The organism is Candidatus Binatia bacterium (assembly GCA_029248525.1).
Classification (GTDB): Bacteria; Desulfobacterota; Binatia; order UBA12015; family UBA12015; genus UBA12015.
Genome location: JAQWJE010000035.1, coordinates 35,582 through 56,208 on the forward strand (window position 1 = coordinate 35,582; position 20,627 = coordinate 56,208).

At 58.5% G+C, this 20,627-nt stretch carries 17 protein-coding genes; 8 read left to right on the plus strand and 9 right to left on the minus strand.

The genetic code is table 11. The features are described from left to right. Positions 1 to 2: 2 nt before the first annotated feature. Positions 3 to 1,178, plus strand: coding sequence for a lipid-transfer protein (locus P8K07_07190; protein MDG1958306.1), 1,176 nt, complete (start codon positions 3 to 5; stop codon positions 1,176 to 1,178). Between the two features lie 56 nt (positions 1,179 to 1,234). Here the strand turns inward: P8K07_07190 and P8K07_07195 are convergent, their stop codons facing one another. The 3 genes from P8K07_07195 to P8K07_07205 form a co-directional block, all read right to left on the minus strand. Then, entirely contained in the window at positions 1,235 to 2,236 is a 1,002-nt protein-coding gene (locus P8K07_07195; GenBank protein MDG1958307.1) for a hypothetical protein, read from the minus strand. 142 nt (positions 2,237 to 2,378) lie between these two features. After that, complete coding sequence (locus tag P8K07_07200) at positions 2,379 to 3,143, minus strand: SDR family oxidoreductase (GenBank protein MDG1958308.1); 765 nt, start codon at positions 3,141 to 3,143, stop codon at positions 2,379 to 2,381. 9 nt (positions 3,144 to 3,152) lie between these two features. Further along, positions 3,153 to 4,640 (minus strand): NAD(P)/FAD-dependent oxidoreductase, encoded by a 1,488-nt coding sequence (locus P8K07_07205; GenBank protein MDG1958309.1) that lies wholly within the window; start codon positions 4,638 to 4,640, stop codon positions 3,153 to 3,155. Between the two features lie 99 nt (positions 4,641 to 4,739). Here P8K07_07205 and P8K07_07210 point away from each other — a divergent pair, with 99 nt between their 5' ends. Together P8K07_07210 and P8K07_07215 are read left to right on the plus strand one after the other, a co-directional pair. Beyond that, a complete protein-coding gene (locus tag P8K07_07210; GenBank protein ID MDG1958310.1) occupies positions 4,740 to 5,882 on the plus strand; it encodes a phosphoserine transaminase in 1,143 nt (380 codons plus the stop codon). A 95-nt stretch (positions 5,883 to 5,977) separates the two neighbouring features. Then, positions 5,978 to 6,940 carry a hypothetical protein gene (locus P8K07_07215; GenBank protein MDG1958311.1) on the plus strand — a complete coding sequence of 321 codons (963 nt, stop codon included), beginning with the start codon at positions 5,978 to 5,980 and terminating at the stop codon, positions 6,938 to 6,940. Between the two features lie 31 nt (positions 6,941 to 6,971). Here P8K07_07215 and P8K07_07220 read toward each other — a convergent pair whose 3' ends face one another. Further along, positions 6,972 to 7,793, minus strand: coding sequence for an SDR family NAD(P)-dependent oxidoreductase (locus P8K07_07220; GenBank protein ID MDG1958312.1), 822 nt, complete (start codon positions 7,791 to 7,793; stop codon positions 6,972 to 6,974). Positions 7,794 to 8,016: 223 nt separating this feature from the next. Here P8K07_07220 and P8K07_07225 point away from each other — a divergent pair, with 223 nt between their 5' ends. Beyond that, positions 8,017 to 9,543 carry a carotenoid oxygenase family protein gene (locus P8K07_07225; protein MDG1958313.1) on the plus strand — a complete coding sequence of 509 codons (1,527 nt, stop codon included), beginning with the start codon at positions 8,017 to 8,019 and terminating at the stop codon, positions 9,541 to 9,543. A 61-nt stretch (positions 9,544 to 9,604) separates the two neighbouring features. On the opposite strand, the gene P8K07_07230 is transcribed toward P8K07_07225, so the two are convergent. After that, positions 9,605 to 10,477, minus strand: coding sequence for a crotonase/enoyl-CoA hydratase family protein (locus tag P8K07_07230; protein ID MDG1958314.1), 873 nt, complete (start codon positions 10,475 to 10,477; stop codon positions 9,605 to 9,607). Between the two features lie 80 nt (positions 10,478 to 10,557). Between P8K07_07230 and P8K07_07235 the strand changes: the two genes are divergently transcribed. Continuing rightward, complete coding sequence (locus P8K07_07235; GenBank protein ID MDG1958315.1) at positions 10,558 to 10,989, plus strand: VOC family protein; 432 nt, start codon at positions 10,558 to 10,560, stop codon at positions 10,987 to 10,989. A 10-nt stretch (positions 10,990 to 10,999) separates the two neighbouring features. Here the strand turns inward: P8K07_07235 and P8K07_07240 are convergent, their stop codons facing one another. Next, on the minus strand, positions 11,000 to 11,368 hold the full coding sequence (locus P8K07_07240; protein ID MDG1958316.1) for an RNA-binding S4 domain-containing protein: 369 nt from the start codon (positions 11,366 to 11,368) through the stop codon (positions 11,000 to 11,002). 192 nt (positions 11,369 to 11,560) lie between these two features. Here P8K07_07240 and P8K07_07245 point away from each other — a divergent pair, with 192 nt between their 5' ends. Next, positions 11,561 to 11,863 carry a translation elongation factor-like protein gene (locus P8K07_07245; protein MDG1958317.1) on the plus strand — a complete coding sequence of 101 codons (303 nt, stop codon included), beginning with the start codon at positions 11,561 to 11,563 and terminating at the stop codon, positions 11,861 to 11,863. A 20-nt stretch (positions 11,864 to 11,883) separates the two neighbouring features. On the opposite strand, the gene P8K07_07250 is transcribed toward P8K07_07245, so the two are convergent. Both P8K07_07250 and P8K07_07255 read right to left on the minus strand, forming a co-directional pair. Further along, entirely contained in the window at positions 11,884 to 12,843 is a 960-nt protein-coding gene (locus P8K07_07250; protein ID MDG1958318.1) for an acyl-CoA/acyl-ACP dehydrogenase, read from the minus strand. Positions 12,844 to 12,853: 10 nt separating this feature from the next. Continuing rightward, positions 12,854 to 14,023 carry an acyl-CoA dehydrogenase family protein gene (locus tag P8K07_07255; GenBank protein MDG1958319.1) on the minus strand — a complete coding sequence of 390 codons (1,170 nt, stop codon included), beginning with the start codon at positions 14,021 to 14,023 and terminating at the stop codon, positions 12,854 to 12,856. 264 nt (positions 14,024 to 14,287) lie between these two features. On the opposite strand from P8K07_07255, the gene P8K07_07260 reads away from it, so the two are divergent. Further along, positions 14,288 to 15,331 (plus strand): TIGR03617 family F420-dependent LLM class oxidoreductase, encoded by a 1,044-nt coding sequence (locus P8K07_07260; GenBank protein MDG1958320.1) that lies wholly within the window; start codon positions 14,288 to 14,290, stop codon positions 15,329 to 15,331. A 205-nt stretch (positions 15,332 to 15,536) separates the two neighbouring features. Further along, positions 15,537 to 17,093 carry a glycosyltransferase family 4 protein gene (locus P8K07_07265; GenBank protein ID MDG1958321.1) on the plus strand — a complete coding sequence of 519 codons (1,557 nt, stop codon included), beginning with the start codon at positions 15,537 to 15,539 and terminating at the stop codon, positions 17,091 to 17,093. 31 nt (positions 17,094 to 17,124) lie between these two features. Here P8K07_07265 and P8K07_07270 read toward each other — a convergent pair whose 3' ends face one another. Then, positions 17,125 to 20,592, minus strand: coding sequence for a ThuA domain-containing protein (locus P8K07_07270; protein ID MDG1958322.1), 3,468 nt, complete (start codon positions 20,590 to 20,592; stop codon positions 17,125 to 17,127). Between the last annotated feature and the right edge of the window lie 35 nt (positions 20,593 to 20,627).

A 20,627-nucleotide genomic window follows, 5' to 3' on the forward strand; every position in this document is an offset into this window, starting at 1 on the left:
GGATGGGTAACCAACTCAAGGACAAGGCAGCGATTGTCGGGATTGGTGCGACCGAGTTCTCCAAGGAGTCCGGGCGCAGCACACATCGCTTGGCCGCGGAGTGCGTCAAGACAGCACTTGATGACGCCGGGCTGAAAGCCTCGGACGTCGATGGCGTTGCTCTCTTTTCGGCAGAGCACAACCCCGAGATCGATGTGATGCGAACTCTGGGCGGCGGTGACCTGCGCTTTTTCAGTCGCGTGCATTACGGGGGTGGCGCAGCATGTGCGGTCGTCCATCAGGCAGCGATGGCGGTAGCAACGGGTGTCGCGGATGTTGTCGTATGCTGGCGCGCTTTCAATGAGCGTTCCGGCCACCGCTTTGGCACGGGCGTGCAGAACAAGGACGCCGCGGCGACGACCGAGATGGCGCATTACTCAAGCTACACGCCATTTGGATTGCTCACGCCCGCATCTTGGGTCGCGATGTTTGGTCAGCGGTATTTGCACGTGACGGGGGCGACCACCGACGATTTCGGTCGCGTTTCGGTTGCGGGCCGAGACTTTGCGGCAACAAACCCGAACGCATTCTTTTATGAGAAACCGATAACACTGGAGGACCATCGCAATTCGCGATGGATTGTCGAGCCATTGCGGCTGCTCGATTGCTGTCAGGAATCCGACGGTGGACAGGCCTTGATCATTACCAGTCCCGAGCGTGCGCGTGATCTGAGGCAGAAGCCCGCCATGATCCGGGCAGCGGCGCAAGGCTCAGGTGCCGGCCAGCATCAGATGACGAGCTATTATCGCGATGATATGACCCGCCTGCCGGAGATGGGTGTGGTTGCACGCGAGCTCTACGAGACCAGCGGGCTCGGTCCTGACGACTTCCAGACGGCCATCCTCTACGACCACTTTACTCCCTTTGTCCTCTCGCAACTCGAAGAGTTCGGGTTTTGTGACTTTGGCGAAGCGAAGGAATTTGTCCGCGAGGGACACCACGCGCGCGGGGGACGCTTGCCGATCAATACTCACGGTGGGCAGCTCGGTGAGGCCTATATTCACGGAACCAATGGCATTGCCGAGGGTGTGCGTCAGATCCGGGGAACCGCAGTGAATCAGGTCGACGGCGTCGAGCATGTTTTGGTAACCGCAGGCACGGGCGTCCCGACCAGTGGTTTGATTCTCGGCGTGGACTGAGGCTTGGGTGAGGACGACGGGTCGGGTGTGACAACCCGACTGACAGGCCTCGAAGCTCAGAACCGGTAGGAAAGAAAGGCTCCCACGTAGGGGATCGAATCTGTCCCGACCGATCGGATGATATCGCCCGAAGCATCGGCAAGTCTCAGCCGATTGGCCACCGATGCTCCGCCAAGAACATCGGCCCGTAAATGATCGCCAAGCCGCCACGTGACGCGCACCCAGAGGGGAACCCCTTCGTCTTCGCCGACACCGCCGCTTCGGATCTCAGGGCCCGAATTGTTGAGCCGAAAGCGTCGATATTCCCACCTTCCTCCGACCGCGACCGCCCATGTGGGATTCGGTCGCCAGGCGATCTCCAGCCCGGGGCCGCGCGGGTAGGCGTCGGGAGCAATCGAGTTGGACAGGACCAGGTCGTCGATGATTTCCCAGTACACAAAGGGAATCGGGATAATCAGGGGATCTTCTTCCATGCGTGCGTTGACCAGCACGCCGCCTCCGAGCTTCAGCCGAGGCGAGAAGGTATATTGAGCCGCAAGGATCCCGCCTGGATTGAAACTCTCACCCAGAGAGGCGCCGTCTTCGTATGAAAAGCGCGTCGTGAACGCTCCGTTGACCCACCAGTCCCCAAAGCGACGGCCGAGGCTGACTGAGGCCGCGAAGCTCTGGATGGTTCCCCAGGGCCGATTCTGGTCGGGGAGAGTGACACCATTTTGGCCGAAGAAGGAATACCAATCCCCCTGCCACGCGAGTTGGCCCCCGAGAATATAGCCTTCTCCTACCGGGTACCCGATCTGTCCCGCAGCAAAGCCGGTCGAGGTTGCGAAGGATCCACCCCCATCAATGCCCGTGCGAAACCCGTGTTGGTATCCGCCTGCGGTTAGCGGGCCTTTTCCTGGAGGTGGCCCGGAGGACGGTTCTTGCGGTTCCGCCAGCGCCCCTGCATTCGCCGTCGCCAGCGGCTCGGCAAGCGGTTCGGCAAGCGAGTCCGCCCGCGTGAGGGGGACATCGAGTCCCGAAAACATCAGAATGAGGAGCGCGGCCCGCAGAAATCGCATGGAAGGATGATACCGATCGCGGCATCAAACTGCTTGCGGCCGATTTGGACTTTTCCGGCAAACTTGGCGGGGCGTCGCAAAATGGCAAAGGATTGTGGCATTACCCCGGGTCAGGTCGTCGATCTATGCTGGTTCCGGATCCTCAGTAGGAGTCCGGCCGCAGCATCGCATCATGGCCTCCGTCGGCGTAGAGAACGGACCCGCACACGAAACTCGCCTCGGGACTCAGAAGCCAGGCAACCGGGTGAGCGATATCGGCAGGGATACCAGGTCGCCCGACCGGGATTGTTTCCACGAATGCGGCGATCGCCGGTCCGAATACCGGATCTTCACCCCCGGCGTCGGTGAGGGCCGTTGTGACATAACCCGGAGCAACGGCGTTGATGCGCACACCATCGGCAATGAACCGCGAGGCGTTGCGGCGCATCCAGACGGTGATCGCGAACTTCCCATGCCCATAGGCGGTTTGCCCATCCTTGTCTTCGATATATGCCGCGGCGCCGGCCTCGTCCCCGTCCAGAAGTTTCTCGACAAAGACGGGATCGGCTTCGCCCATCCGCGAAGAGTTTGAAGAGATCATCACCACGCTACCCTTGCGTTTGGCGAGGTCCGGGCAGAGCGCGTCCGTCAGGGCGACCGCGCCGAAAAAATTCACGCGGGGAATCAGCGAGATCGGTTGGACATGGGGACCAATCCCCGCGCAGGGAACAAAACCATCGAGCCCCCCGGGTGCCTTTGCCCGAATGGCCTCGATGGCTGCGTCGCGGCCTTTGGGTGTCGATAGATCGGCTTCGATATCTGCGTTTCGGAGATCGACAGTAAACACTTCATGCTGATCGGACCGGAGTCGGTCGACAATGCCGGCTCCGATGCCCGATGCTCCACCGGTGATACAATAGGTTCCCATGAATTCCCCTCAGTTTGTGCGTGTCCGGGTGGCATAGTCGGCCAAATTTACCCGTCGTGTCTGCAGCCAATATCGAATGGTCGTGGTGGACCAATTGTTGGTGATCTTCCCTGCGGCCGTCTTGTACCAACTTCGCTCGGCCTGCGCGAAGACGGTCTTCTCGAGTTCTTGCTGGATTTTCTGATTGAATCGCTTCATCACGTCAGATTTCAGATCGAGAGCGGCGAGGTTCCTCTCATCCATCTGTCGAAGACAGTCCATGATATAGGCTGTCTGACATTCGATCATGAAGATGATCGAGTTGTGGCCGAGATTCGTGTTGGGGCCATACATCATGAAAAAATTCGGAAACCCCGGGACCGTCAGTCCGAGATAGGCTTCGGCACCATCGCGCCAGGAGTTCTCGAGAGACTTGCCGTCGCGGCCGATGATTTCCATGGGCGCGAGAAACTCGGTCGAGCGGAAGCCGGTGGCGAGAACCAGAATATCGGCAAGGATTTTTTTGCCGTCTGCCGTCACGATGCCATCTGCGTCGATATGGTCGATGTTTTCGGTAATGAGGTCCACGTTTTCGCGAGTGAGCGCGGGGAGGAAATGATCGCTGGCAAGCAATCGTCGACTGCCGAGGGGATAATCCGGAGTCAGGGCGCGGCGCAGGTCGGGGTTCCGAACGATCTCCTCGAGATTCCGCTCGGCAAACTGCTGTGCCATTTTCTGCATCGTGCGGTTGCCTTTGAACAGAGGCCATCGCGCTTCGAAGCTGAGGTAAATCCACCACCGATGCAGGCGTGCGAGCCACGGATGCTTCTTCCAGCGATCAATTTCGCTTTCGGTATGGGTGCGGTTCCCCATGGGTAGAATCCAATTCGGAGTCCTTTGGAAAACACTTACCCGGGCGGCGTCGCGAGCAATTTCGGGCACCAGTTGGACGGCGCTGGCGGCGCTGCCGATCACCGCGATCCGTTTCCCCTCGAGGTCGACTCCATGGTCCCATCGGGAGGAGTGAAACTGGGGACCTGCAAATTGTTCTCGACCGGGTATTTCCGGGAGGGAAGGACGACTGAGCTGTCCGGTCCCAGTGATCAGGATATCGGCTTCGTGGACGTCGCCCTTGTCCGTGGTCAGGACCCAAACGGATCGCTCTGCATCAAACTCGGCATGCGCAATCTCGGTGCCGAATCGGATCTGTCGATATACATCATATTTTCGTGCACAGGATTCGAGATAAGCAAGAATTTCGGGTTGCGGCGACCATTTCCTGGACCAGTCGAGCTTCATCGCAAAGGAGTAGGAATAGGAGACAGAGGGCACGTCGCAAACGGCCCCGGGATATGAATTGTCCCGCCATGTGCCACCGATGGACGGCGCCTTCTCGAAGACCGCAAAATCGTAGAGGGCGCTCTTGCGGAGATGAATCGCTGTGCAGATTCCGGAAAAACCGGCACCGATAATCGCGACCCGACGGCGGGTCTGTGGGGTGCTCTTTCGTTCGGACATCAGAACTTGCATAGCGGAACTCTTTGCCGAGAAAAAATGCCGATAATGAGCCGAGTGGAGGCCACGAACTTTCCGATCCTGTGTGGTAGGAATCTCACCATGAACCAGCCGAGGCAAAAGCCCGAACGTCCGCTTTTTTCGTCAGGTCCCTGCGCCAAGCGTCCCGGCTGGACACCCGATGCGCTCGCGAATGCTCTTGTTGGACGTTCCCACCGATCGAGCGAGGGGAAGAGTCGGCTGGCAGAGGTGATCGACCGAACGCGATCGATCTTGGGGATCCCCGAAGATTATCGCATCGGTATCGTGCCGGCTTCCGATACCGGCGCCGTCGAGATGGCCTTATGGTCGCTGTTGGGGGCTCGTCCGGTAGACGTTCTTGCGTGGGAAAGTTTTTCCAAGGGTTGGGCCTCGGATGTTACCGGGCAATTGGGTCTCGACGCGCGAGTCCTGGAATCGGCTTATGGGACGCTTCCGGACCTGTCGCAGGTCGAATTTTCCAAGGATGTTGTTTTCGCGTGGAACGGGACGACATCGGGCGTGCGCGTCCCGAACGCCGATTGGATCCCGGACGACCGCGAAGGCCTGGCGATTTGTGACGCAACGTCGGCCGTCTTCGCCATGGATGTCGATTTTGGCAAACTCGATGTTGTGACATGGTCATGGCAAAAAGTTTTAGGCGGGGAAGCGGCTCACGGAATGCTCGTTCTCTCGCCGAGGGCTGTTGAGCGATTGGAATCCTACACGCCCCCGTGGCCGCTGCCGAAGATTTTTCGGATGACCAAGGGCGGTAAGCTGATTGAAGGAATTTTCCGCGGAGCAACGATCAACACGCCCTCCATGCTTTGCGTTGAAGATGCTCTGGACGCCTTGCGATGGGCCGAATCTCTCGGCGGACTTCCTGCGTTGATACAGCGCTCTTCGGCGAACCTGCAGGCCGTCGATCGCTGGGTTGCGGGCTCGAAGGATTTTGATTTTCTCGCAGAAAATCCGCAGCAGCGTTCGTCAACATCGATCTGTCTGAAGTTTTCGGACGGGTTTGCCTCGCGCCACGGCGAAGACGACCTGGCAGGTGCGGCCAAGCAGATTGTGAAGCAACTCGAGGCAGAGCAGGTAGGCTATGATCTCGGTGCTTATCGCGATGCCCCGCCGGGGCTTCGCCTATGGGGTGGCGCCACTGTCTCTGCCGAAGATACAGCAGCGCTTCTTCCGTGGATAGATTGGGCGGTTGCCGAGGCTTCCTGAAAAAAAACCAAGGATTCCGGCGGCTTCTACTGCCATTGCCTTTTCTGTCGGATGGCTTAAAACAACCTCATACCCTCAATCAAGGAGAACCCCCGATGCTGACCCTTCCTCTTCGTTATACTTTTCTGGCTTTTTCTCTGCTCCTTCTTCCCGCACTGCCGGCAACGGCGCTTGAGCAATGGGAAACGGATCTCGAGGGCTACGAGTTCCCGATCGTCAAGTTCCATGGACAAGCGGGAAGGGTAGGTACGTCCGAGGGGAAGTCCGATGTGCGGATCCGTCAGGCGCACGAAGCCAGCAGCTTGCGGGAACTGGACCTGGATAATCCCGGGGCGAATGTCACGATCCAGTCGATCATGGTGGATGAGGACGGCCGGGAATTAGTGACCATCGGCGGTGAAGATCCGTCCGTGATTCCACTCTTGCTGGGGCGTGGAGGAAAGCCGTGGAAGGGCAGCTTCACGCGGGAAGGGCGAGATCGTCAGAATCTCCGCGTGGAGGTCGAACAGCGCCACAGTCAGATCCGCACGGTGATCCGCTTTGCCCGAGCCCTGGTCGATGTTCCTCTGGCTTGTTTGCGGGGCGATGAGCGCGCCTTTCTGACCACCGAGTTGACCGTCGATGACGGAACCGATGCTTATCCGGTCCGGTTTGTGGCTACACAGCCCTGGCGCTGCAAGCCGCGTCGAGGTGGAGACTGGGAGTTGCGCGGTCAGAATGCGCAGGACCACGCGGGACATCATGGCCATAATGAAGGCCCGGAGAATCGACGCCCGCAGGTGAAGTTCGCCATCGAGAACGAGACCCGTGAAAATGGCGTCCCGAATCTGATCGAGGTCGATGCCAGCCGTTCGGAAGACCATGATGGTACCATTGTCACCTATTCCTTCCGCGTATTGGAGCGAGACACGGAAGCGATGGTCTACCAGGCGGGTCCGCAGGCTTCGCCCAAGACCACTTTCTGGCTGGCTCCCGGTGAGTATCTGGTGTGGGTGACCGTTGTGGATAATGATGGGTCGTCGCACTCGGAGACGCGACGGGCGAACGTCAGGGACTGATTTTCGCGGTTCGCTTTTCTGGCCTGGCGGGTTACTCTTTCGGCGTCACAGGGCGGGCTCGTTCGCCGTACATGGACAGGACGGATGCCTCCATGGCATCGATTTGCTGCTCGCGAGGCAGGGTGCCGAGAGCGGCAAGACCATCGCGGTAAGCCTGCCCGGCGACCCACGAGGAATATTTTCCAAGTTGCTCCAAGGCCTCCTCGGCAACTTGCGGGCTTGGCAATGGTGGTCCCAGCATCCGGTCGACATCGGGATCATCGCGCCAAAAATTGGGAGTATCGATTGCCGGGCCAATCAAGGACAGGACGTCGACTCCGGCGGGGCGGAGCTCGCGCGCGAGACCCTCGCCGAGAATGAGTTCGAAGGATTTCCCTGCCGCATAAAGTGCATTGCCGGGGCCTCCTGCCAGAGCGGCGCCGGAACTCATCAGGATGATCCCCCCTTTTCCGCGAGCTTTCATCTGTCGCGAAAAATGGTGCGCCACGCGTACCGGTCCGCCGCAGTTGATCTCAACCATTTCCATCGCGTGGCCCAGATCCTGATCAACAAAGCTTCCGATATGGCCGGCCGCTGCGTTATAGACGACGAGCCCGACCTCGAGATCCCGAATGGCGTCCTTGAGGGATTCGAGAAAATCAGGTTGGCTCAGGTCGGCTGGAATGGCCCGAGTTTCGACACCGTGCTTCCCCGCGACCCTGTCGGCGGCCTCATGGAGCAGCCCTGCTCGTCTTGCAGCCATCGCGACATGCAGGCCACGTTGGGCGGCAGCGTGAGCGAAGGCTTCTCCCAGCCCCTCGGAAGCGCCCAGGACTAACGCCCAAGGACCATATTTCTCTCGGAAAACATTCATAGCCTATTTCTCTTCCGGAACGGTCGACAGCCCCGCTCAATTGTCTCAGAACCCGTTTCATCATCATTTTCGGGGGCTGATTGCCGCAGCGCATCATGCAGCTTGCCGCTGCAGGTGATCAAGAACTGACGGGAAATTGTTGACGCCTCGGCAGGGAAACCATACTTCCTAGAGGGTCCCTCCTCTATCGAAGCGACCAACCAAATTTTCAGGAGTCCAAATAATGCAACCCGCTGATTTGTCCAAACTGCCCCCGATGCAGAGACGCTCCTTCTTGAAGGCTGCCCTGATGGGTGCTGGCGCGATGAGCCTGCCCGCCGGCCTGTTGAGCGCCTGCGGCGGATCGAGCAATGGAGATCTACCTTACGTCGAGCCCCCGTTGGTCGTCGATCCCGATATCGGTTGGTGGCTGCAGAATAACTTCGCGCCTACGTACGAGGAGGTCACCAAATGTGACCTCCGAGTCAGGGGCCGTATTCCTCCAGAACTCAACGGCTCCTATGTTCGCAACGGCTCGAACCCGCAGAATACGAATTCCCCGCATTGGTTCCTCGGCGATGGAATGGTCCATGGAGTGCGCTTCGAGAATGGTCGGGTCCTCTCGTACAAAAATCGCTATGTCCAGACAGATCTCTACAAGGGCGGCATCGCTTTCAATGAGACCATCGACAATGGCCTTGCACCAGGAGGCGCGGCAGGCACGAGTAACGTCAGCGCGTTTTTCCACGGCGGCAAGCTTCTGAGCCTCGGAGAGATCGGCGCGGCTTTCGAGTTGGATCCCGACACACTTGAAACCCTCAGCCTCGAGACCTTCGGCGGGGCGATCCCGAATTCGATGACCGCCCATCCAAAGATCGACCCTGAGACGGGCAACCTGCATTGCTTCGGCTACTGGTTTGTCGCGCCCCATATTACTTACTGGGAGATTTCGCCCGAGGGTGTCGTTCTGAACGAAGCTGTGATCGAGACCGAAAAGCCGACGATGGTGCATTCGTTTGCGATCACCAACGGGGAGGTCATTTTCTGGGAATGTCCCGTCGTGTTCGATATTACGAATGCGATCGAGAATCCGATCGATGCCTTCAAGTGGACCCCGGAGTATGGTTCGCGACTCGGAGTTCTGCCTTTTGGTGAGTCTGGTGACAAGATCCGCTGGGTGGAGTTGCCGGATCCCTGTTTTGTCTTCCACGAGACCAATGCCTTCCGCGACGGAGACGAAATCCATATCGATGTGCATTGGCTCCAAGAGGTTTTTGGACAATCCGATCTGGCCACGGGTGAAGATAGTTACCGTCGCTGGTCCATCAATACGGCCGGCGAGGAACTTACGTTCCGCGATCAGATCATTCACAAGGAAAACTGGGATCTACCGAAGATCGACCCTCGCTACACGGGTCTCCCCTACACGCATAGCTGGCACGCCGAGTTTCGGGACCAACCGGGCACGGTCGATCTCGGTGGTATTGCCTACATGAATAATCGGACGGGTGAGGGCAAGTTATGGACGCCCGAGTCCAATATTCATGCCGCAGAAGCGATCTTTGTGCCGGCGGGCCCGGCAGAGGGTGATGGCTACCTTCTCTCCTATCTTTATAATAGCCGGACGAACAGCAGCACTCTTGCGGTCTTCGAGGCGATGAACCACACGCGGGGGCCAATCGCCGAGATCGAATTGGATTTGAGAGTGCCCTACGGCTTCCACGGCACATGGGTTCCTGGCGAATTTCTTAGCGACAACGCTGATTGCTAGGGCAAGCTGGCGAACCGGGCCTCGGCCGATATCTGGCCAGACCGGATTGGGGCGGGGTGCGTCAGCTCTCGCCGGGCTCGTAGGGAGGATCCTGCCAGTCCGAGAAGATATCGGGTAAATCAGCGGAGACTTTCCCCGGGAATTCCGGAGCACGTTTTTGCAAAAAGCTTTCCACGCCTTCTTTGGCGTCCGGGGAGCCGCCCGTGGCGAACATCCCCTGCGAATCCAACCGGTGGGCTTCCATGGGGTGACTGGCGCCCAACATCCGCCACATCATCTGGCGTGAGAGTGCCACCGAGATCGAGCTTGTATTCTCGGCGATCTCTCGCGCCAACTCGCGAGCGCGGGGGAGCAGGTCTTCCGGTGCCAGAACCTCGCTCACCAGGCCTCGCTGGTGGGCCTCATTGGCGTCAAAGACGCGGCCGGTAGCCACCCACTCCATGGCGGTATTGATGCCGACGACGCGCGGCAGAAAGTAGCTGCTGCAGGCTTCCGGAACGACACCGCGGCGCGCAAAGACAAATCCCATGCGCGCCTTTTCGCTCGCGAGTCGAATATCCATCGGAAGCGTCATGGTGGCGCCGACCCCGACGGCGGGTCCGTTGATCGCCGCGATCACCGGCTTCAGAGATCGAAAGATCCGCAAGGTGTTTCGTCCGCCGGTATCTCGAGGGGCCATATTCTCGGCTTCGCGGCGCGCGGTGCTGCCATCAAAGGTTTTGGCACCGCCCCCGAGATCGGCACCGGCACAGAAGCCGCGCCCGGCGCCGGTGATGATAATGGCACGCACGTCATCATCGGCGTCGGAGCGGTCGAAGCAAGCCATGAAGTCGAGAAACATTTGGTGGTTATAGGCATTGAGTCGATCCGGTCGGTTCAGAGTAATGGTGAGCACGCCGTCGTTGAGTTCTGTCAGCAAAGTTTCAAAATCCATAGACAATATATTCTTCATGTCTCGCCGGGTTGCAAAACCCCACTCGCCGCTTTCGGCAAAAGGCAGTATGATTTCTCACTATGGATCGGAATACGGAACTACCGGGCCCCGAGGTTGTCGGGATTGACCATATCGTGCTGCGGACGAAACGCTTGCCGGAGCTCCTCGAATTTTACTGCGATAAATTGGGCCTCAAAGTCGAGCGGCACCTCAAGAAATTCGGCCTTTATCAGTTGCGGGCAGGTTTTGCGCTTCTCGATATTCTGGATCGAACAGTGGCCGATGCTGAGGAGGAGGCCATCGATTCCACGAAGCGCGATCCGCAGTACGACCACTTCTGTCTGGCTATCGCGGAATTGAATGCGCAGGAACTGGTCGAATGGCTCGATGCGGAAGAGATTCCGCATGGGAAGGTGGAGCGCCGTTATGGCGCGACTGGCGAGGGCACTTCGATTTATGCCGCGGACCCGGATGGTCGCCGCGTTGAACTGAAATTGGTGGATGAGGATTGACGGGAACGCACTAACGCCCTCGCAATCTGCGCAAGGCGCGCCGATCTTCCTTTGTGGGCCTCCCGGCGCCGCGTTCTCTGTCCATCGTGGGTGCGCTCGCCGCGGATGTTGAGGTTGGTGGCGGCGGGGAGTGATCGTCATAAAGTTCGGCCGCAAGCGGCGAGGAAAGCCGTTTTTCCGCGAGCGCCTTGACCACGACGATGATGGGCCCCCGCGGAGCCCTGGCATGAATTTCGTCGCCGATTCGCAACGGGTGGGCCGGTTTGGCGTTGCGGCCACCGACTTCGACGTGTCCTCCGGCGCAGGCCTTTTGCGCCAGAGCGCGGGTCTTGAAAAACCTGGCCGCCCAGAGCCATTTATCAATTCGTACCGAATCCATGGTTACAGCCTTTGGTTCCTGCCGGCCTCTTCTTAATGGACGTCTATCGGCCAGCGCAAGCACCCTCGGGTTTTGCTCGTGGCCGCGGGCGGAGGGGTGGTCTCGGTGGAAGCCCGCGGAGTTGGCCGTTTGCCCAAAAATCGGATATCCGGGCTTTGGAAGGGAGCGAGGCGCTCCCGTGTGGAGGTGTGGATGGGATTTTGGGCGAAATTATTCGGACGCGTATCAGCAGAGGACCGCAAGACGCAGGAAGTCGGGCGCGTAGATACGTATTTTCGCAAAGCCGGAGTTGTGGCCTTGAAGTTGAATCGCAAGCTTGAGGTTGGCGAGGAGATTCTGGTGCGCGGCGCCACGACGGATTTCGCGCAGCGCGTAAAATCCATGCAGATCGAGCATGAGGCCGTCGAAGCCGCTCGCCGGGGGGCAGAAGTAGGGATCAAGGTCCGCTACCGATGTCGCCCGGGTGACCGTGTGTTTCGTATTTTACCTGCTTGAGGCGCGCGAGCCTCCTCGCTTCAGGCGAGGAGGTCTGAATGCTCGTCGATGGTCCCGAAGGCATTCTCGAGTACCCAGGCCCGCTTCAGAAAGAAGTGTGCGGGTACTTCCCAGGTGAAGCCCATACCGCCGTGTACCTGAATGCAGGTCCGCGCATTTTGCATGGCTGCTTCGCCGGCATTGATCTTGGCACCAGAGGAGGCCCGGTTCTCTTCGCCCACCTCAGGATGTTCCAGAGTTGCGGCGGCGCCATAGACCGCACCTCTTGCGAGTTCTTGTCGCACGAAACTGTCCGCGCATAGATGCTTGACCGCCTGAAATTTTCCGATCGGTCGGTCAAATTGTTCGCGGGTGCCGGCGTAGGCAACGGACATTTCCGTCGTAGCTTCGGCGACGCCCAGTTGCATGGCTGCTGTCAGCACGGTGCCTTCGCGCGCGAGACGGGCCGATTCGGATGAATCACCGATTCGATCACCGCTAGGCATGCTGGTGATCAGGTACGTTGGCGTCAAAGGATCCAGAGATTCGCGGACCGGTTCGCCGGACATCTCGGACTGTGGAATTTTCCAGACACCATCCTCTCGCAGAACAATCACTGTATCGAGACTTTCGAAGTGCTCGAGCAGTAGAGGTTCATCTTGCCCTTTGGTCAGATCGATGCCGCCGACGATATTCTCCCCGTTAGCGGCTCCCTCGATGTATTTGGCGGCGATATGAGTCCAGACAATCGGACCCGGCATAAGGGCGCGGCCAAATTCGACAAAGACCAAAGCGGCGTCGGTCATTCCCAGTCCGAGGCCACCGTCTTCCTCGGGCAGTTGCAAGGAAAAGACGCCCATATCCTTGAGGTCGTTCCAGAGTGCCCGATCAAAGGACCAGACATCGATCTCACCCAGCTGGTCGCGGGGGAATCTGCTGGCGCAAAAATCCTGAATCCCCTGCTGAAGGGCTTTTTGGTCTTCGCGAAGTGTAAAGCTCATGAGATTCTCCTCAGCGGTCCTTCGGAAGACCGAGAATACGTTCGCCGACAATATTGCGCTGGATCTGCGAGGATCCAGCGGCAATCGTCATGGAAAGCGATTGAAAAGTTTCAAAGGTGAACTCATCGGCAGGTAATCCGCCGACGTCCTGGCGCGAAAGGGCGGCGCGACCGATTGCCTGCATCGATAGATCACCCATACTTTGTTTCAGCTCCGACATGAATAATTTGATCGCGGAGGCACCCACGCCGGGCACGCCGGTCTCGCCGGCTTGTGCAATCGTATAGCGCAACAAATAGCCGAGACCGTCGACCTCGGCGCGCATTCGCCCGATTTTTCGCCGCATCGGGCCGTCGAGAGTTCCGGCTGCTTCGGCGGCCTTGGCAATCTCTTCGATCCATATCTTCAGTTCGTAGATCTCGCCCGAGAAAGCCGTGCCACGCTCAAAGCGCAGGGTCACGTTGGTGACGCGCCAACCGTCGTTTTCGCCCCCGACCCGATTGTCGATCGGGATCCGCACGTTGTCGAGGAACATCTCGCTGAACTCGCTTTCGCCAAGCAGGGTGGGAAGTGGACGAATATCGATACCGGGCAGGTCCATGGGCATGATCAGCCAGCTGATCCCTTTGTGCTTGGGAGCTTCGGTATCCGTGCGAACGAGCAGTTCACAATAGTCGGCTACCTGCGCGAAGCTCGTCCAGATCTTGGATCCGTTGACAACGTAGTGGTCCCCGTCGCGTTCGGCACGACAGGACAAACTTGCGAGATCGGATCCGGAATTGGGCTCGGAGAAACCCTGACACCAAACTTGTTCGCCGCGCAGGATTGGCCCGAGATGGCGTTCTTTCTGTTCTGGTGTGCCCTCGACCATGACGGTCGGTCCGCCATGCAGAAGACCGACGAAGTTGGTGCCCACGTAGGGGGCCTTCGCCCGGGTCGTCTCTTCGTAGTAAATCAATTGCTGATTCAGCGAGAGGCCGCGGCCGCCAAACTCGGCTGGCCAGGTGATCCCTGCGTAGCCGGCCTCGAAAAGCTTTCGTTGCCAGCCCGTGTCGTAATCCCGTCGGGCCTGATAGTCCTTCCGATCCGGTGATTTTCCATAGGCATTGACCGCAGATGCCAGCCATTCTCGTAGCTCGCCCTGAAAGGTCTCGTCTTCTGCAGAGATTTTAAGGTCCATAACGTGTTTCCTCCCCGGCCAGATTCTTGCTGTGGATAATTGCCACTCGATGCACGCAGCCGGTACAAGAGAAACTAACGCATGGTACGTGTCGCTCAAGCGTGCAGGCGCGAGTTTTCTATACTTCCGATTTTACATGGAAATCGTGAACTTTATTGTGGAGCGACAAGAATTCTTCCGAAATGGAGAACCCGCGACCTGCGCGGGCAGAAATCGTGCCCGAGCGGCTACCAGCCAATCTCCCGGCATGGGAAGGTAAAAATCATGGCATTCAAGGTATATGCGACGACCAGCCAGCGTCTTGAACCGGGGCAAATTGCTGCTCATGCGCTTCGTGCCGAATCGCTCGGCTACGATGGTCTGAACATACCGGAGGCGGTGCATGATGGCTTCATCGGCGCGACCTTGGCGCTTGCGTCGACGACCCGAATCCGAGTCGCCACCAGCGTCGCGTTAGCTTTTCCGCGTAGCCCGATGACAACAGCGATCGCGGCTTGGGATCTCGCGACATTGTCGGGTAGCCGTTTCGAGTTGGGCCTCGGTTCCCAGATCAAGGCGAATATCGAAGGCCGATATGCTACGCCATGGACGGCCCCTGTGCCGCGGATGCGCGAATATGTCGCGGCATTGCGTGCCATCTTTCGCGCGTTTCAATCGGGGGAGCCACTGAAGTTTTCTGGCGAGCATTATCGTTTCAAGAGACTGCAGCCTTTCTTTCGACCGGAACCCCTCGCGGATTTTGCGTTGCCGATTCATTTAGGGGGCGTTGCTACCCGGATGACCGAACTGGCCGGCGAAGTCGCCGATGGGCTTGTGACTCATCCGACAAATACCGCCCCTCGATATTTGCGGGAGGTGATGCGGCCGCGTCTCGAGTCAGGCGCGAGTCGCGTGGGTCGCGATTTGAAATCCTTTCGCTTGATCGTCGGCTGCCGGGTGGCCACGGGGCGCACCGAAGCTGACGTCGCTCAAGAGCGAGAAAATGCTCGGCAGAGTTTGGCATTCCTGTATTCGACCCCGGCCTATTGGTCGAGTTTGGAGATTTTTGGATGGGAATCGCGAGGTCCGGCCCTGAGAGAGCTTACGCGGGAGCAGCAATGGAGTCGGATGAGCGAGTTGGTTGACGATGATATGCTCGATGCTTTTGTCCCGAGCGCCACTTACGATAATATCGTCGATGTATTGAACGACTGGTACGGTGGACTGACGGAGACGATTACTTTTCCGATGCCCGAGAATGATCGGGAAGACGATGAGTTTCGTCAGGTGGTGGCGGCTCTCCAATCTGGAAGCCAGCACAACGCATGACCGGTAGCGGCGGGTATTTTGCGTAACGAGGATTCGTATCCGAGAGCCCGCAGCGCAAGAATCGGCTGCCTTTTCCGGTAAGAACTTCCCGCACGTGCTGACATTTATCGCAGAGTCCCTCCATTCATGGTCAGGATGACAGAAGAGGGGCCACCGTGGTAGTGAGAGGTGTGTCTGCTCGTGGTTCGGGCCGACCCACAATCTGATGCCTCCCGCGAATCCACAAAAAGTCGCCAGTCGAATCTCGCCAAAGTCGGCGGCACCGTCCCGGGTTCTGACGCGCTTGCGTTCGCGAGTGGTCGACCCGGTCAACCGGGTGGTGCGAGATCTGCTGCGTCAGCCAGGCCCACGCGCAGCTGTGCATATCCTGATCGACGAGGAACGGGAGTCGATCAGGCGCGGCGAGGTTTGGGAGCGTTCCCTGAACTCCTGCGGGGTGACGACGAAAGTTGCTCCTTTGGGCAAGGAGAGTTTTTCATCACTTCTGGCCCGCGAGGCCGCTTTTGTCGTGGCGGGAACCCCTCGTCAGCCTCGACTCGAAAACTTTCTGCAATTTGCTCGTGAGCAGAAGCGCATTGTGGTCCTCGACTCTTCTCGGGACGCTGTTCGGCCAGAAGTCATGCTGGACCTGCTGTCTTCCGGGGGGCCTGAACTTCCCCGGCAGCGATCCCTGGCGATCAATTGGGTGGTTCGAGCGCCGATTGCCGAGCGCAGTGGTCGCGCTCAGGTGGTGTTTCGGATTGCGAATGAACTCGGTCGGCGCGGACATCGCGTGCGGGTCTATATCGACCCGGTCGAACATCTGTCGCGCCTCTCGCCGGGCGAGATTGTCGATTATATGGAACGGTATTTCGGGCCGCTCTTTCTCGAACCAATTATAGGATTGCGCAGGCTGAGTGACGCGGATGTCGCGATCGCTACCTGCTGGAAATCGTCGGAATTTGTCGCTCGCGACCGGAATTCATTATTTAGATTCAGGTTCCTGCAGGAGTTGGAAGAAAACCTCTACCCCGAGAGTCATCGCTATTTTCGTCGGGCAAAACAGGCCTACCATTTACCGCTGCGCGCTTTCGCTTTCGGTCGCACCCTAGCGCCCAGAGTCGAGGAACGTTCTTTGCGGCCCATAGAAGCGATTGATTTGGCGGTGGACCAATCCCGCTTCTTTGCGGAGCATCCGCCCAAGCGTCACCAAACCCCGAGGCGTATCCTGTTTTATGCACGGCCAGATCGTGCAGAGCGAGGCTTCTCTCTGGGGATGAAAGCGTTGCGCCTTCTGGCGCAGCGCGATCCGAACCTTGAAATTACCCTCTTCGGTTCGCAGGAAGAAGATGTCGGGTTTCTCGACTTTCCTGTCCGTTATCTGGGGATTCCCTCACGAAGCGAGCTCGCGGCCGAAATGAACCGTGCCCAGATTGTGCTCTCGCTGTCATTATCGGGAACGGTATCCACGGTGGCTCTCGAGGCCATGGCGTGCGGCGCAGTTGTCGTTGAATCCGAAATGTCCGGGCTTGCCGATATTCTCTCCCCGGGGGAAGGCTATCGCCTTGCACCCGCAGAACCTGCTGCCCTGGCCGCGACGATCCATGAACTTCTGGAGAATGCTGAACTTCGGAGCGAGTTGGCTTCTGGAGGGATTGCCGCGATGGAAAAGAGGGATTGGGCTTCATCGCTCAATCAATTCGAAACAGCTCTTCTCCAGCATTGCTTTGCCACGACAGATTTTCTTCCGCGGCCGGCTCATTTGGCGGCAGCTTCGGCCTGAGTCCGCCGGTTTGGCCGGAAGCCTCCCTGCTTCAATCCTTGTCCGCGAAGTTTACCGATAATAATGCCAATAGTGCGCCATTGGCTTCCTCTGTCGGGTCGAGTGGTTGGAAGACAAAAAAGAGATCATGGACACCGTCGATCTTGTCGAGACTGACAGAGAAATTTTCCTTGCTCGGGAGCAGCCGACTCTCGACGTCGACCGAGCCGATGAGGGGCCCATCGATACGATCTTTCCGCACGTCGATCCGTCCACCCTCCATAAAAGCGGACAGGGCGGTGGCTATCATATCGACGCGTACGATTTCGGTGAGGTCGACACCAGTAAAGCTGACGAACCCTCCGGGCGTGGTGGCGATGACCAGAGGAACGCCTGCCAGATCCTCCGGAACGATACTCGATTCCGGAGGCACGACCGTCATTGTTCCTGCGGTGTCATTGAACAAGGCCGCGCGAACATTGGGGTGTGAGAAGATCAGTTCTGCCTCTGAGGGCAGTGGCCCGATGATGTCTCCGCCACGGTCCTCATATGTAATTCGCAATCTGTACTGCGCGGGCGTGCTCGCATCCATCCATTGGTTCGGCTGCATACTTTCGGCATGCTTTCGGAACGATAGCTCACCCTGAAGCGGCAGTCCGGGAGTCTGTGGGCGGTCCGGGGATAAATTCAGGATCTGGTCGACGAGTTCGCGCGCGCGGTCGACGGTCAGGTGCTCATGGGCGGGCATGGCTCGATCGCCCCAATGGCCGCTACCGCCGCTCCGAACTCTGGCCGCCAGTATTTCCAATGCATCGGGGTCTGATGCGTAGCGGTCGGCAATATCGCGCAGAGCGGGACCGGCAGAGGAGATCTCTTCGGCATGACAGGAGCCGCAGCCCTCCACTTCGTGGTTGATGGCGAGCGTATTTCCATGGGTATTCGACGCCATGCCCGAGGCGAAACCATCTGTGGAGAAGTCAAATTCGACGAAAACGTCTTCCGCTCTGATGGATCCATTGTCAGTACTGCCGTCTTCCAGGTCTTCGACGCGAACACTGTAGGCGAGGGGCTCCTTGCTGAAAAAGGATTGGTTGCCCTCGAGCTGCACGATGATTTTTGGTGGAGCGTTACCGACTTGAACCTTATGGCTGCTGGTCGAGGTACTTCCGCCTTCATCGGTCACCAGAAGGTCGATGGTATATACGCCCGGCTCGAGAAGTTGATGCGTTGCGATTTCCTCGTTGGAGAACACCTCTCGCTGGCCGTCCGAATTTGTGACCGACCATTCCCATTGCATCGAGTCGTCGGGGTTACGGTCCCACGACCGTGAGCCATCCAGCGCAAGAGTGCTCGGCGCGGCACTGTTGATCGGCGACACATCCGCCAGCGCGACGGGAGGCGGGTTGTTGCTCGAAAAATAGGAGATACGCGTCACGCGAGAATCTTCGTTGTCGGAGAACCAGTTTGAGCCATATTCCAGAACCCAGATGCTGCCGTCGGGCCCAACGGTGAGATCAATCGGGGAGTTCAAATCGAGTTCCGAGAGAGGTTCGATCTTGGCAATTTCTCCTTGGTCGTCGATTTCCGCGAGGAGAATCCAATCGCGCATGAAATCGTAGAGAATCAGCTTGCCGTCGTAGTAGTCCGGGAATGCAGTCTCGGCAGGATATCGATCCGTGTAATAGACGGGTCCTGACATCGCGCTCCGCCCGGCACGGCGGCTCACACCCATGGCATCACCGCCGCCCAATTCAAAAAATTTATCGTCGAGAGCATACGGGTAGGCGATCCAGGAGGGTTGCGGAGGGGGCAGTTCGCGAAGTCCGTCATTCGCCGGCGAATCGTTACGTGGATTTTGGGGATCAAAGAAAGGTCCCGTCGCCGCGCCTTTGGTCATATCCCAAGGACGATAGGGAAGGTTGTTCTCGATAAAGAGTGGCCACCCGAAGAAGCCAGGCTCTTTGGTCCGGTTGAACTCATCATACCCCCGCGGTCCTCGCTCAGGGTGGTCCTCGTTGGCGTCCGGTCCGATCTCGCCCCAGTAGAGCGTCTCGGTGCGATCGTCAAAAGTGAATCGGAAGGGATTGCGCAATCCCATGACGTAAATCTCGGGACGCCCTTCGTCCGGATCGCTGAACAGGTTTCCTTCGGGAATCGTATAGCTTCCATCGGCAGTTGGGTGAATGCGCAGAATCTTTCCCCGGAGGTCCTGTGAGTTGGCCGAGGTTCCCAGAGCATTCTGGGTCGGGTTCGACTCATTCATGGGGGCGTATCCATCGATTGCTTGCGGGTAGGAGTCGTCGCCGGTCGAGATCCAGAGATTGCCCTGCGCATCGAATTGCAGATCGCCACCTTCATGCCCGGTCTCACCGGGGTCGATTTCGACCTCGAGCAGTAAGGTCTCTGTCTCCGGGAGAATAGCTTTGTCCCGGAATTCGAAACGAGAAAGGCGATATCGATATCGGCCTTCCGCATCTGTCGCATAGTAGAGGTAGCCATGCGCGGTTTGCTCAAAATCAGGAGCAAAGGTGATTCCCATCAGACCGTTTTCTGCTTCGGCATAGACTTCCAACTGACCTGCATCCGAGACTTCCCCCGTCGCGGGGTCGAGATGACGAATCCGACCCCTGCGTTCGATGATGTATAATTCGCCGTCCGGATTGAACTCGAAAGCGATGGGCTCCCCGATACTCCGAGCAATTGTTTCCGACATGACCCGCCAGGGCAGGGGGGCGCTTTGCTCATATTGCAGAGCGGGCGGACCTTGGCCGTCGCCCATCGACCACCGGATGCCGCCGAAGAGGTGGTCGAGATAGAGTTCCTCGGAGAAGCTGTCTTCGGTGTGGCCCAGTCCGGTGTAGAAACTCCGCCCTCCATCGAAGATGCGCTTCCATGCGATGGGATGGAACTCTCCGGTGGCTCCGCCCTGATAAGTTTCTTCATCGACGCGGAGAAGCACATCGACGCCCTCGCTGAACCTTTGGTAATCATACCACTCATCTTCATGTTCCCAGGCGTCCGGCAAGGTTGCCGTGGACGGATGATTGGGGCTCACGAGGCGAACGGTCGCCGTCTGCACGTTCGACGGTTCATTTGGATGGCTGAGGAATGCGGCACCGACCAATCGCGTGTACCAGGGCCATGCGTTGTTTTTCCACTCGGTGTCGGCCGCAGCATGGATTCCGACGAAGCCGCCTCCGGCTTGGATATACCGCTCGAAAGCGACCTGCTGGTTGCGGTCAAGCACGTCGCCGGTGGTGTTGAAGAAAACTACCGCACGGTAGGGCGCGAGGGCCTCTTTGGTGAACACGGTCGGGTCGTCGGTCGTATCGACCGCGATGCCTCGCCGTTTTCCCTCAAGCTCCATGGCCGCAAGGCCCGCCTCAATATTTTCGTGACGATATTCCGTGGTTCGCGTGAATACGAGAATTTCAGGGGCATCGGCGGGGAGGTCAGGGATCGGGGCGCTGCAAGAGATCCATGAGAGGCCAGCGAGCATAAACCAGACGATTGTTCGCATAACTCCAGTGTTGCGAACTCCGAGGGTGAAAGAAA